Below are 13,548 nucleotides of genomic sequence, written 5' to 3'. Positions count from 1 at the left end.
TGCGCTTTGGCCATGATTGAAAGGTGTATGAAGGTGAAAGTACTATTCTGAGTATTTCAACGCACGGCCGAGCCGTGGTGTTGTACCGGGCGAAGGTAGAAACTTTACTGAAAATACCTACAAGATGGGCTGATAACGCTCCCGAATGATATTGAGATGATGCCGCTCGTGGCCGGGCACGATGTAGAGCAAGGCCCGCACGGTGGCGGGGCCGCCGTTGGCCGTGCCGCGCCGGTTCAGCTGTTCCTCGGTGAAGCTGTCAAACAGGGCCACCGTGGCGGCGCGGGTAGCATCGTACTCGGCCAGCAGGCTGGCCACGGTGCGGGCATTGGCCGCGCTGTGGACCACATATTCATCCTGCTCGAAACCGAGCAAATCCTGGCTGTCGCCCCGGGCAAAGCGCATGGCCCGGTAGGCGAATACCCGCTCAGAATCAATCTGATGCAGCAGCATTTCCTTGAGGGTCCATTTGCCGGGAGCATAGGTTTTTTCCGCTTGCTCCTCGCTCAGACCAGCAAATGCAGCGTGAATTTCCTGAGGCTGGGTACGGAGAGTTTGGCGTGGGTCCGCGTCGAGCGGCACCAGGTTGATGTAGCCGGCAGAATACGGCAAAAAATCACCTTCGACGGGGCGGGTAATGGGCATAACGGACGTTATTAGATGAGACGCAAAGATGGCATCGGCCGGCAAAATTTGCGCTGCCGGGCTGGCGGGCGGGGACAAAACCAGCGGAACTGCGGCCGGTTCTGGCGCAACAGTGGCCGTAGGGGGCAGAATAGCGGGCGCCAGAGTCGGGTCGAGCTGCAGCCGCACCACGGGCAGCGGTTGGGGCAGCGTGGCCGAAGCTTCCGCCTGCCCAAAAGCCCAGAGCAAAAAATCGGGTAGGACGCGGCCCCAGGTATCGGGGTGGTGGTGGCCACCCTCCACCTGCACGTAGCGGATGGATTGCCGGGCGTTGAGGCCACTGTGAATCAGGGCTTCCATCAAATCCAGACAGTCCTCAATCGAGTCGATGACTCCGTTTTCGTTGCGGTCGTTGCGCTCGTCGAGGCTACCGGTCTGGAACCAGAAGCTATGCGCCGGATGCGGCCGGCCCGCCCGCACCAGGCCGTGCATAATGCGGTCGGCGGGCGTGTAGCCAGCCCCCACGGCACGCCGCCGCCACCAAAACGAGCCCGAGAAAGCCCCGGCTCTGGTAAATGCTTCCGGGTGGTGCCACACCAGGTCGAAGGCCGAGAGCCCGCCCAATGAGAAGCCCGCCATCACCGCGTCTTCCGGCGCGGCAGAAACCTCGTAATTACCTTGACAATAGGGCAATAGCTCTCGCAAAATAAAATCGGAATAAGTAGCTGCCTGACTGCCCCGGCCGTTGAAATCGGGGTAACCGGCCGTACCATATTCCTGCACGCGCTGCTCATTGGCGTGAATGGCCACCAGCACGAAGGGCCGCACCGCCTGGCGGGAGTACAGGGCCGCGAGCGTGGCCGGCAGCTGGAGCTGCTCCAGGTCCTGGCCGTCGTTGAGGTACAAAACCGGATAGGGAGCCGTGCCTCCCGGCAGCGGAGGCAGCAGCACGCTCAGCTCTACTTCACGTCCCAAAAATTGGGAAGAAAGTATCGCCCGAACCAGCCGGGGGCCGGAAGTTGCCGTATGGGGGCTGAGGATTTCTGAAAGCATCAGGCAAAGTAACGCCGCCGGTCGCAGTTAGCCGCCGCGTGGAATTTATTTGGCGCAGCCCACTGGCAGTCCATTATTTCTGTGCTAGTTTGCCGCACCGCTAGAGAAAGCCCTCCGCCCTTATCCCCCATCATCGTGCAGGAACAACATCGCCGCTTTTACTCGCACCACCTCGGCCAAGACATCGACATGCTGGTTTTTGGTACATGGGGGTACCCGGTTCTACTTTTTCCCACTTCCGGCGGCCGCGAATACGAAGCCCGCGACTTCAAGCTCATCGAGGCGGCCCGCCCGCTGATTGACGCCGGCCGCGTGAAACTCTACTGCATCGACAGCATCGACCAGCATTCGTGGTACGCCAAGCACCTGCCCCCGGCCGTGCGCGTGCAAAATCACGTTTTCTACGACCAGTTCCTGAGCGAGGAGTTGGTGCCGATGCTTCAGCAGGAATGCCACGTCGATAAGATTGGTGTAGCCGGCAGCAGCTTCGGCGGCTATCAGGCGCTGAATTTTGCTTTTCGCCATCCCAATCTGGTGGCCCACCTCTTCACCATGGGAGCCGCTTTCGACATTCGCCAGTTTGTGGATGGCTACCACGACGACAACGTGTACTTCAACAACCCGCCCGAGTACCTGCCCGGCGCACAGAGCGAGCATTTTCAGTGGATGAACATCATCCTGGGCACGGCAGAGCACGATTTCTGCAAGGAGGCGAATTTTCAAATGGCCCGCCTGCTCAGTCAGAAAGGCATTCACTACACCCTGGATGTGAAGCCTTTCGGCGACCACGACTGGCCGGTGTGGCGCGAAATGTTCCCGCAATATCTCAACACCATCGGCTAGAGCAGTTTCCGAGTCAGTGTACATTTTTGAAAACAGTTAAAAGTTGAGAGCTAAAAGTTAAAACCTACTACGTCTGATTTTTAACTTTTAACTCTCAACTTTTAACTCTGTCCATGGACTTGGAAACCGCTGTAAGCCACCCCTTTTTCGCGTTTTTCCATTCAGACCCTCCCGCTTCAATACCCCACAGTTATGAAAAAAATCGGCATTCTTTTCGGCCAGGAAAACACCTTTCCCCAGGCATTCGTCGACCGCGTGAACGAGAAGGCTCCGGCCGACATTCGCGCCGAATTCGTGCATATTCACCAGGTTGAACAGCACGTCGCGTCGGACTACGCCGTCATCATCGACCGGATTTCGCAGGATGTGCCCTTCTACCGCGCCTTCCTCAAGAACGCTGCCCTCATGGGTACGGCCGTGATTAACAACCCCTTCTGGTGGTCGGCCGATGAAAAATTCTTTAACAATGCCCTGGCCGTGCGCCTCGGCGTGCCCGTGCCCAAAACCCTGCTGCTACCCAGCAAAGAGCGGCCCACCGACACCAGCGAGCGTAGTTTCCGCAACCTGGGCATGATGGATTGGGACGCGGCCTTCCAGCACATTGGCTTCCCGGCCTACATGAAGCCCCATTCCGGCGGCGGCTGGAAGAGTGTGTACAAGCTGGAATCATCTGATGATTTCCACCGCGCCTACGCCGAAACCGGCCAACTGGTCATGCTGCTGCAGGAAGCCGTGGACTTCACCGATTATTTCCGCTGCTACTGCATTGGGGGCAAAGACGTCCTCATCATGCCTTACGAGCCCCGCAACGAGCCCCACCTGCGCTACGCCACCGAGATGAAGACGACCGGTGAGGCCGGCCGCAAGCTGCTAGCCACGATGAAGGACTACGTGCTCAAGCTGAACAAAGGCCTGGGCTATGACTTTAACACCGTGGAGTTTGCCGTGCGCGATGGCATTCCGCTGGCCATTGACTTCGGCAACCCCGCGCCCGATGCTGATATCAATTCCGTGGGCCAGCAAAACTTCGAGTGGGTAGTAGAAGCTGCCGCCAACCTGGCTATCGCGCGGGCTAAAGCGCAGAAACCCGGCCAGGATAACCTGACCTGGGGCACCTTCGTGCATCCCAGCACGGCAGCCGCCCGGCCCAAAGCCGCGGCCAAACCAGCAGCGGCCAAAGCTCCGGCCGCTAAGAAAGCCGCTACCCCCAAAGCAGCCGCTAAAGAATCGGCTCCGGCAAAGAAATCGACCAAAAGCGCCAGCTAGGGATTTTGGGCCGGGGTTGCTCGTTTTCCCTGTTATTTTTCGTAATAGCTTCATTTCCGGCCAGTCCTGATTCCACAGGCCCGGTCCTGTAATTCCTGTCGCTTATGTCTCTGCCCAAGTTCACGCTCGGAATCGAAGAAGAATTTCAAACCATCGACCCCACCACCCGGGAGCTGCGCTCGCACCTCTCGCAAATAGTGGAGGGCGGCCAGATGACGCTGCATGAGCAGGTGAAGGCCGAAATGCACCAGGCCGTGGTGGAAGTGGGCACCACCATCTGCAATAATATCGAGGAAGCGCGCGACCAAGTGTTGCTGCTCCGTCGCCACGTTATTGAGCTCGCCGATAAGCAGGGCCTCAAAATCGGGGCCGCCGGTACGCACCCTTTCTCGCGGTGGCAGGACCAGCCCATCACGCCCGATGTGCGCTACGACAAGATTGTGGAGGAGCTGCAGGAAGCTGCCCGCTCCAATCTCGTGTTTGGCATGCACGTGCATATCGGCATCGAAAACCGGGATATTGGCGTGTATATGATGAATGCGCTGCGCTATTTCCTGCCGCATTTGTTCGCCCTCAGCACCAACTCCCCGTTCTGGGAAGGGCGTGAAACCGGCTACAAGTCCTTCCGTACCAAGGTTTTCGAGCGGTTTCCGCGCACGGGCATCCCCGGTTATTTTCACAGCGCCAGCGACTACGACGAGTTTATTACCCTGCTGGTGAAGACCGGCTGCATCGACAACGGCAAGAAAATTTGGTGGGATTTGCGCCTGCACCCCTTCTTCGATACTATCGAATATCGCATTTGCGATATGATGATGCGCGCCGATGAAACCATTGCCGTGGCTGCCATTATGCAGGCCCTGGTGGCCAAAATCTACAAGCTCAAAACCCAGAATCTCAATTTTCGCATCTACCGTAGTGCCCTTATTAAGGAAAATAAGTGGCGGGCCGCCCGCTACGGCATCGATGGCCGGATGATTGATTTTGGCAAGCAGGAAGAAGTCCCAACCCGCAACCTCATTCTGGAACTGCTCGATTTCATCGACGACGTCGTGGATGAGCTCGGCAGCCGCCACGAAGTTGAATACGTGCTGAAAATGATGGAGATGGGCACCGGAGCCGACCGGCAGCTGAAGGTATTCCGCGAAACCAACGACCTGCATAAAGTAGTGGACTATATTTTAACCGAAACAGCCTACGGGCTGTAAGACAATTATCTTTGTTCGGGGCAACGCCAACCTTCCGGTTGGCGTTATCTGTTTCAGCCAGCCCTCCGGGCATGTTATCGTCACGCATCTGGTTCATTAACTCAATATTATTCATCGTTTTACGTGGCACTAGCCACTTCCCTCTTCACTAGTAGCCCGCATCGCCCGGCTACTTGATTCCTTATTTCTATGTCTGCTATTCGCATCGCCATCCTCGATATGTACAACAACGCTCCCAACGAAGGCATGCGCTGCATTCGGCAGCTGCTCGGCCGTGGGGCAATTGAGCATGGGCTGGCATTCAGCGTCGACACGTTCAATGTTCGGGCTGAGAATGAAGTGCCCGGCCTGAACTACGATATCTATATTTCCACGGGCGGCCCCGGCAGCCCACTGGCTTCGGCTGAAGAATGGGAAACGCAGTATTTTGCGTTTATTGATTCGCTGCTGGCCTACAACCAGACCCACGACCAAAAGAAACACCTGCTCCTGATTTGCCACTCGTTTCAGCTGGTGAGCCGGCACCTGGGCATTGGTGAAGTGAGCCGCCGCAAATCCACGTCGTTTGGCGTGCTGCCCGTACACCTCACGGCTGCCGGCATGGCCGAGCCCGTGCTGCAGGACCTGCCCGAGCCATTTTACGTGGTCGATTCGCGCGATTATCAGCTGGCGCATCTCAATAATGACCGCCTCGCCGAGCTGGGCGCGGAAGTGCTGTGCCTGGAAAAAGAACGTCCGCACGTACCACTGGCGCGGGCCGTGATGGCCATTCGCTTCACGCCGGAAGTGTTGGGAACTCAGTTCCATCCCGAAGCGGACGGCGAAGGCATGCTCCGCTACATGCTCACGGATGAGCGCAAGCAGCAGGTTATCATGGCCTACGGAGAGGAGAAATATGACGAAATGGTCCGCTTGCTGGCCGACCCGGACACTATCGAATACACCGAAGCTATTATCCTGCCCACCTTTTTGCGGCGTGCCATTGCCCAGGTGGCCCAGCTCACCACTGCATAACCGGCCTTGGCCGCCGCTGTCCTGCCCATGATTCCGGAACACCGCCAGACGTACAACGCGGCCTTCAGCCCCGCCCGCTACCAGCAAATGCTGGCCGATATTGACCGGCAGCTGCCGGGGCAGCTCGATTTTCGGGTAGCCGAAACGCCGGTTTTTGTTCCCGCGCTGTTGCGCGATAAATTGATTGCGGCCGGTGAGAGCATCATTCGGGTAATTGAGCAGCCGGATTTCAAGGAATTGACCGAAGGTGCCATTCCGCCGCATCAGCGGGTGCCCAACGAAAGTGCGCGGCCCGAATTTCTAACGTTTGACTTTGCCGTGTGCCGCCACGCCAACGGCGAATTGGAGCCGCAGCTTATTGAAATGCAGGGATTTCCGTCGCTCTACGCTTTTCAGTCGTGGCTGCCGGGCGAATTTGCTCGCTTTTTCCCCATCCCTGATTCTGTTTCCCCTTTCCTAACCGTGCCTGATTTTGAGGCCTACCAAACCCGAATGCGCCAGTTTATTCTGGGCGGCCAGCCAGCCGAAAATGTTATTCTGCTGGAGCTGTTTCCGGAGCGCCAAAAAACGCGCGTTGATTTCGCGCTATCCAGGAAATTATGGAATATCGAAACCGTTTGTCTAACTAAAATTCGCCGTAATGGTCGCGATTTATTCTATGAAAATAACGGCCAGTTAATTTCAGTTAAGCGCATCTACAATCGAATCATATTTGACGAATTAGAGCGTTATCCTGACTTAATTACCGAATTTAATTTAACCGCTGATGTCGACGTGTCCTGGGTAGGGCACCCTAACTGGTTTTTTCGCGTGAGCAAATACACGCTACCCTTCCTGCAAGGCCCATTCGTGCCGCCCAGCTATTTCCTGAAAGACCTAAAAACCTACCCATCAGACCTGTCCAATTACGTTCTTAAGCCCTTGTTCTCCTTCGCCGGGGCCGGCGTGCGCCTCCACATCACGGCCGCTGAGCTCGACGCATTACCCGATAAGCATAATTATTTATTACAGCGCAAAGTAGCTTATGAGCCAGTGGTACAATCGCCCGATGGGCTGGTAAAATGCGAAATTCGCTTGCTCTATATCTGGCCTGATGGTGAGGCGAGCCCGCAGTTAGTCACCGGCCTCGGCCGATTGAGCCGGGGCGAAATGATTGGCGTCGATTTTAATAAAGACAAAGACTGGGTGGGCGGCACCTCTCCGCTGTTTGAGCGGTAGGCCGGCGCGGGACTTTATGCACCAGGCAACAACGCGGGAAAGCGCTTGTGCGTAAGCCCCGCCATCACTTCTCTCCTGTTGCATTATGTCTTCCCTGTTCGACAAAGGTCTCAAAATCTCCAAAAACGCGCTTTTCAACGTCTTTATCGGCCGGGCTACGCAGCTGCTGGGCCGTCCTTTCAAAGTGGTCACGGTCCTGAACGAAGTGGCCGAAAAATTAGCCAATAAGGAAAGCAAGACCAATAAATTCCGCCAGCTTTTCGAGGTAGCCCTCACCCTGGTGCGCCTTATCCGCAGCTACATCAGCGGCGAATACCGTGAAATCTCCACCAGCACCATCATTTCTGGGCTGGCCGTGTTGCTCTACGTGCTTTCGCCCATCGATTTGGTGCCGGATTTTATCCCCATACTTGGCTTCCTTGATGATTTGAGCCTCGTAAGCTGGTATGTGGGTAAATTTCAAGGTGAAATCGTTCGCTTTCGCGAGTGGGAAGAGGCGGCGCACCGCCAGCCGGCCCCCAGCGGAGCCGCCCTGCCCGATGCCGCTGCCCGGCCCGCCCTTGGCGATGCGGCCCAGCCCAGCGTGGCCGAACTCGGACATTCGTAAGCATACTACCACGAAATGCAACCGCCGGAGACAGCCTGACAAGGTAGCTCTGGCGGTTGTTTTTTGTCCTGATGAGCAGTAATTCAGCAAGTTAATTTACTCATCCTATTCAGTCCATTCTCTGCCAAATACGACCAACTTGTATAAGCGTGCTTTTATCAACTTTCCGGGTGAGGCGAACGTTAGTTGGTCCGTTAGCTCGCCCTGATTTATGCCTAAATTTGTCGTTTCCCTACGCTTGCCCGATACCTTCGACGAGGCGTTCATCACCCTTATCCCTCAGCATCGCGCTTTTATCAATCAGCTTTTTGCCGATAAAGTGGTGGAAGTCTATGCCATCAGCAGCGACCGGAGCCGGGGCTGGGTCACGATGAACGGCGACGATGCTGCCGCGGTGCAGGCCGTGGTTGAGCAGTTCCCCCTTTACCCCTACCTACATGGCGTGGAAATTGATGAGCTGTTTATTTTTGACAGCGCATCCTCGCGCTTCCCTCCTATTAGCCTAAACTGAGCTACCGTCGCTCGGCAGCCTGACTCTTACTCGATTTTCATTCCATGTTTGCTTTGTTAACTTCCTGCGCTTCTTCTACTTCAGTTCGCGTAGCCTTGTCCGTTGGCGCACTGGCACTGCTTGGAGCCGCTGCACCGGCCACCCCGCCAGCCCTCACCACCGACCAGCTTACCGCTCGCCTCAGTGCCGCTATCGAGAACCTTAAAACCCTGCGTTGCACCGTGAAGGCGCAGGAGCGAATCGGCGGCAATATCAATCAGGCCCGCAGCATTATGAAGCTGACCTACAAACCATTACGCATCTATATAAAGAATCAGAAAGGGGTTGAGGTTCTCTGGGTAGCTGGCCAGAACGGCGGCGATGCGTGGGTGTACCCGGCCAGCTTTCCCTACGTCACGCTCAGTCTCGACCCCAAAGGCAAGCTCATGCGGAGCAGCCAGCACCACACTGCCTTGCAAGCCGGCTTCGGCACTATTTCCGATTTACTGCGTACTACCGGCCTTCGGCAGGATAATTCCTTCAGCCGCTCGTTTCGTTTCGTTGGCGATACGATGGTGCAGGGCCGTCCCGGCTACGTATTGCGTTCCGATTATCCGCAGTTCCGGTATGTAAGCTACAAAGCTGGCAAAAACGAAACTATTTCCACCGTTGCCGAACGGTTTGGCTGCGGTGAATACCGGGTGGTTGAACGCAATGGACTTAGTATCGGCGATAATATTCCGGAGGGCAAAGTATTGCAGGTGCCTAATTCCTACGGCCGTCGCACTGTTGTTTGCGTTGATAGTAAAACGTATTTGCCTACCCTGGTTCAGGTAAACGATGACAAAGGATTGTTCGAAAAATTCGAATTTACAGACGTAGTCCCCAACCAAACTATTCCTCTGGTCGAATTCACCAAAGATTACAAAGACTATAAACTATAATCACGGATTACGCGGATTTTAGCGGATTTCACAGATTTTGTAGTCGATTATCCACTTATCCGCCAACGCCTTCAATAACGCAAAAAAGCTTGCCTAACAGCAAGCCTTTCTGGTGGTCAGGGCAAGTCGATAATCGCCAACGCCTTCAATAACGCAAAAAAGCTTGCCTAACAGCAAGCTTTTTTGGTGGTCAGGGCAAGTCGATAATCGACTACAAAATCCGTGAAATCCGCTAAAATCCGCTTAATCCGTGATTTAGCGGCGCATGGTTTTTTCAATCTGGTCCCACATACCCGGGGTCAGCATTTCCAGCTTATTGAATTCTCCCGCGCCGTTCAGCCATTCGCCGCCATCAATGGTCACTACTTCGCCGTTGACGTAAGCGGAGAAGTCCGACACCAGATAAGCCGCCAGGTTGGCAAGCTCCTGGTACTGGCCCACCCGCTTGAGCGGTACGTTGGCCGCCGGGTCTAGTTTGCTGGCCAGCGGCTCAGGAAATAGCCGGCTCCAGGCTCCTTCCGTGGGGAAAGGCCCTGGCGCGATGGCATTGGACCGGATTCCGTACTTGGCCCATTCCACTGCCAGCGAGCGGGTTATGGCCAGCACGCCCGCCTTGGCCGCCGCCGAAGGCACCACAAACGCCGACCCCACCGAGGCGTACGTCGTCACGATATTGAGAATGGTGCCGGGCTTTTTGTCAGCAATCCAGTGCTTGCCCACGGCCAGGGTGCAGTTGTAAGACCCGCGCAGCACGATGTCCACAATCACATCAAAGGCCTTGTGCGACAGGCGTTCGGTCGGGCTGATGAAGTTGCCCGCCGCATTATTGAGCAGCACATCAACGCCACCAAACTCCTGAATGGTGCGTTCCAGCATGGCTTCCACTTCGTTGTACTTGCGCACGTCGCAGGCAATGGCCAGAATTTTGCCGCCGGTTTGCTGGCGTAGCTCATCGGCGGTTTTTTCCAGCACATCCAGCTTGCGGCTGGTGATGGTAACATTGGCCCCCAACTGCAGGAAGTAGGTGGTCATGGCGCGGCCCAGGCCGGTACCGCCGCCAGTCACGATTATGGTTTTGCCGGCCAACGCGTTGTCGCGCAGCATGGGCTGGGTGTAGGGAGTTGTCATGCGCAAGCAGGTAAATTAGTGGGAACTGCGGCGTAATCCGCGACCCGAAGGTACAAGGCTGCTGATCCGAATATTAGGTGAAGTGGTCAGAAATTTCCGTTTTTTTATTTTCGATGTTGAATATAGTGTTACGCATTTTCTTCGCACCTTCGTGCCCCAAGACACTTGCATTGGCTTATCTATGACTAATTCCATTTCCGGGGGCTCCCCAATCGAAGCTTCAGGAGCGGAGCCCACTATCGTATTAATTCTTGGATGCGGATGGCTGGGCATGGCATTGGCTCACCGCCTGGTAGCGGCCGGGCACCGGGTATTGGGCACCACCACTTCGCCCGAAAACATAGCCGGAATGGCGGCGGCGGGCATTGAGGCCCATCTGCTGCAGCTGGGCACCAGCTTTACTGCTTCGGCCGAGGCGCTGCTGCTGCGCCTCCTCACGCAAGCCGATGTATTGGTGCTCAATGTGCCGCCCCGCGCCGCCGCCGCCGGGGCCTACCCGACGCTGCTGCGGCCCGTGCATCGGGCCGTAGCGACGGCCGGCACCCGACATGTGCTCTTCGTGAGCTCCACCAGCGTGTATCCTACTGAAGCCCGCGAGATGCGCGAGGCCGATGCCATCAGCACCCGCGACGCCGCTTCGGATATCTTGCGCGCCGAAGGGCATTTCGTGCCCCGCTACGGCCAGTGGAAAAGCACGGTCGTGCGCCTCGGCGGCCTGATTGGCCCTGGCCGCGCTCCCGGCCGCTTCCTGGCCGGTCGCCGCGACCTTTCCCAGGGCAATGCTCCCGTCAACCTAGTGCATCTTACCGATGTAGTAGGCGTACTCGCCGCCATTATCAAGCATGCCGTATGGGGCCACACCTTCAACGTTTGCGCGGCCCAGCATCCCTTACGCCGCGATTTCTATCCAGCAGCGGCTCAATACCTTAAGCTGGAGTCGCCGACGTTTAAAGACGAGTGCGAAGCCACCGGCAAAACCATCGACAGCAGCCTGGTGCGCAGCTTGGTACCCTATCAGTTTGAGCACGATGATGTGCTGGCGGCGCTTCCCTACTGCTAGCATTAAGCCGTAGCGACTGCCCGGCCCGGCGTACCTTTGCCCCGTGAATAATGCTGTAGCTTCCCCCCTCGTGGCCGTGCTTGGCGGCGGAGCGGCCGGCTTTTTCGGGGCCATCGCCTGCGCCGAAGCCAACCCCAACGTCCCGGTCATACTACTCGAAAAAACGGGCAAGCTGCTCGCCAAAGTCCGGATTTCGGGCGGCGGCCGCTGCAACGTCACCCACGCCTGCGACACTCCCGCCCAGCTGGCGGCGCATTACCCGCGCGGCAGCAAGCAGCTTAAAGCGGCTTTCCAACAGTTCGGAGTAGCCGAAACCATTGCCTGGTTTGCCAAACGTGGGGTGGCGCTGAAAACGGAGGTCGACGGTCGCATGTTTCCTACCACCGATTCCAGCGAAACCATCGCGCGAGCCCTGGAAGACGCCGCCCGTCAGGCCGGCGTCCGCATTCTGACCAATACCAGCGTTGATAAAATCGAGCCGAGTACCGATGGAAGCTTTGAGCTCGTCCTCAGTGGTAGCGGCGCGGCCCAGCTCGGCGGCGGAAAACTCCGGGTCAGCCGCCTGCTGGTGGCCACCGGCGGCAACCCTAAAAGCACTAACTACGACTGGCTAAGGGCCCTGGGTCATACTATTACCGAGCCGGTGCCTTCGCTCTTCACCTTCAATATTCCGCAGTCGCCCCTGAGTGAGCTGATGGGCGTGAGCGTGCCCCACGCCCGCGTGGTGCTGGCCGGCGAGAAGCTGCATTACGAAGGCCCGCTGCTGGTTACGCACTGGGGCGTGAGCGGCCCGGCCGTGCTCAAGCTGTCGGCCTGGGGCGCGCGGCGGCTGCACGAGCTCGGCTACGTTGGCACGGCGCTCATCAGCTGGGTGCCGTCCTTTACCGACGAAACGCTGCGAACCTGGCTACAAGAGTTTCGCCAAGAAAATGGCAAAAAAACCGTCGCCTCCAACCCGCAGTTTGGCTTGCCCCAACGCCTGTGGCGCAACCTGACCGAGCAGGCCGGTATTGCGGCCGATACTCGCTGGAGCGACCTGCCGGCCAAATCCCAAAACCGCTTGCTTGAGCTGCTGCTCCGCACTTCCCTGGCGGTGCGGGGCAAAACCACTTACAAAGAGGAGTTTGTGACCTGTGGCGGCATTTCACTTCCTGAAGTTGACCTGAAAACCATGGCAAGCCGCCGCATTCCCAATCTACACTTCGCGGGCGAGGTATTGGATATTGACGGTATCACAGGCGGATTCAATTTTCAGGCGGCCTGGACCACCGGCTTTCTGGCCGGCCAAGCCATGGCAAAGGAGAACGAGGGTTAAATCCTGTCCAAATGAACAGAATTTTCCTGCCACCAGTCCCAAAGCCCCCAGCGAAGTGTCTGTAACCTTGGCGGCGGTGAGGCAGTAAAGAGTAGGGTAACTTTTCACCTCATCCTATTTCTTTTTTCCACATGGAAGCCAAAGCCACTCAAGCCCTGCTCAACGAATTGGTTGAAACCCTCAAAGACGGCCAGAAAGGCTATGCCGACGCAATGACCGATGTTGAGGATGCCAACCTGAAGGAAACCTTTAAAAAATACGCCGTACAGCGCGCTGGCTATATCACCGAGATTGAGGACCAGATGTTTAAGCTGGACCTGAAACCCGATGAAAGCGCCAGTGGCTCCGTAACCGCCACCGTGCACCGCGCCTGGATTGACCTCAAAGCGGCGCTTACCAGCAAAGACAGCAAGGCCGTACTAACCGAGTGCGAGCGCGGCGAAGATTATGCCGTGAAAGCCTACCAGACCGCCCTGAAAGCGCAGGACCTGCCCTCGCCTTTGAAATCGGTTATCGAGAAGCAATACCAAGGCGTAACGGAAGCCCATGGCACAATCAAGTCGTTGCGTGATTCCGCTAAGTAATTCTGCTGTTGCCAATACAATAGAGTAATACGAATTTATCGACAACAAAAAAGCCGCTCAATTGAGCGGCTTTTTTGTTGTCGATAATAAATGATAACCTAAAAATTAAACACGTCAATCGGATAATGGATACCGAATAGCTGATTAATGCACAAGCAATCAGGATAATGCTAATAGATTGACTGAAGCAATGG

13 protein-coding genes are annotated in these 13,548 nt (G+C 56.6%); 11 read left to right on the top strand and 2 right to left on the bottom strand.

Translation table 11 applies throughout. From position 1 onward, the window contains the following. Nucleotides 1-117: 117 nt before the first annotated feature. Nucleotides 118-1,599 (bottom strand): alpha/beta hydrolase-fold protein, encoded by a 1,482-nt coding sequence (locus ABD819_RS06455; RefSeq protein WP_345122249.1) that lies wholly within the window; start codon nt 1,597-1,599, stop codon nt 118-120. Between the two features lie 213 nt (nt 1,600-1,812). Here ABD819_RS06455 and ABD819_RS06450 point away from each other — a divergent pair, with 213 nt between their 5' ends. The 8 genes from ABD819_RS06450 (at nt 1,813) to ABD819_RS06415 (ending at nt 9,267) form a co-directional block, all read left to right on the top strand. Beyond that, nucleotides 1,813-2,520 carry an alpha/beta fold hydrolase gene (locus ABD819_RS06450; RefSeq protein WP_345122247.1) on the top strand — a complete coding sequence of 236 codons (708 nt, stop codon included), beginning with the start codon at nt 1,813-1,815 and terminating at the stop codon, nt 2,518-2,520. 192 nt (nt 2,521-2,712) lie between these two features. Continuing rightward, nucleotides 2,713-3,786 carry an ATP-grasp domain-containing protein gene (locus ABD819_RS06445; protein ID WP_345122245.1) on the top strand — a complete coding sequence of 358 codons (1,074 nt, stop codon included), beginning with the start codon at nt 2,713-2,715 and terminating at the stop codon, nt 3,784-3,786. A gap of 110 nt (nt 3,787-3,896) precedes the next feature. Further along, entirely contained in the window at nt 3,897-4,994 is a 1,098-nt protein-coding gene (locus tag ABD819_RS06440) for a carboxylate-amine ligase (protein WP_345122432.1), read from the top strand. A 189-nt stretch (nt 4,995-5,183) separates the two neighbouring features. After that, entirely contained in the window at nt 5,184-6,008 is an 825-nt protein-coding gene (locus tag ABD819_RS06435) for a type 1 glutamine amidotransferase (protein ID WP_345122243.1), read from the top strand. Nucleotides 6,009-6,035: 27 nt separating this feature from the next. Then, on the top strand, nt 6,036-7,226 hold the full coding sequence (locus ABD819_RS06430; RefSeq protein ID WP_345122430.1) for a hypothetical protein: 1,191 nt from the start codon (nt 6,036-6,038) through the stop codon (nt 7,224-7,226). 85 nt (nt 7,227-7,311) lie between these two features. Next, nucleotides 7,312-7,833 (top strand): YkvA family protein, encoded by a 522-nt coding sequence (locus tag ABD819_RS21495; RefSeq protein WP_425553936.1) that lies wholly within the window; start codon nt 7,312-7,314, stop codon nt 7,831-7,833. Between the two features lie 238 nt (nt 7,834-8,071). Further along, entirely contained in the window at nt 8,072-8,344 is a 273-nt protein-coding gene (locus tag ABD819_RS06420; RefSeq protein ID WP_345122241.1) for a hypothetical protein, read from the top strand. Nucleotides 8,345-8,388: 44 nt separating this feature from the next. Further along, nucleotides 8,389-9,267 carry a LysM peptidoglycan-binding domain-containing protein gene (locus ABD819_RS06415; protein WP_345122239.1) on the top strand — a complete coding sequence of 293 codons (879 nt, stop codon included), beginning with the start codon at nt 8,389-8,391 and terminating at the stop codon, nt 9,265-9,267. A gap of 255 nt (nt 9,268-9,522) precedes the next feature. On the opposite strand, the gene ABD819_RS06410 is transcribed toward ABD819_RS06415, so the two are convergent. Continuing rightward, nucleotides 9,523-10,395 carry an SDR family oxidoreductase gene (locus tag ABD819_RS06410; RefSeq protein ID WP_345122237.1) on the bottom strand — a complete coding sequence of 291 codons (873 nt, stop codon included), beginning with the start codon at nt 10,393-10,395 and terminating at the stop codon, nt 9,523-9,525. A 181-nt stretch (nt 10,396-10,576) separates the two neighbouring features. Between ABD819_RS06410 and ABD819_RS06405 the strand changes: the two genes are divergently transcribed. From ABD819_RS06405 to ABD819_RS06395, 3 genes are all read left to right on the top strand, one after another. Further along, nucleotides 10,577-11,455 carry an NAD(P)-binding domain-containing protein gene (locus tag ABD819_RS06405; protein ID WP_345122235.1) on the top strand — a complete coding sequence of 293 codons (879 nt, stop codon included), beginning with the start codon at nt 10,577-10,579 and terminating at the stop codon, nt 11,453-11,455. Nucleotides 11,456-11,498: 43 nt separating this feature from the next. After that, nucleotides 11,499-12,770, top strand: coding sequence for a BaiN/RdsA family NAD(P)/FAD-dependent oxidoreductase (locus tag ABD819_RS06400; protein WP_345122233.1), 1,272 nt, complete (start codon nt 11,499-11,501; stop codon nt 12,768-12,770). 131 nt (nt 12,771-12,901) lie between these two features. Beyond that, the gene (locus ABD819_RS06395; protein ID WP_345122231.1) at nt 12,902-13,354 is read left to right on the top strand and encodes a PA2169 family four-helix-bundle protein; all 453 of its coding nucleotides are present in this window, start codon (nt 12,902-12,904) and stop codon (nt 13,352-13,354) included. Nucleotides 13,355-13,548 lie beyond the last annotated feature (194 nt).

This window comes from Hymenobacter antarcticus, assembly GCF_039539545.1.
GTDB lineage: Bacteria > Bacteroidota > Bacteroidia > Cytophagales > Hymenobacteraceae > Hymenobacter > Hymenobacter antarcticus.
The sequence above is the reverse complement of the archived record's forward strand: the minus strand, read 5'-3'. Positions and strand labels throughout refer to the sequence as shown.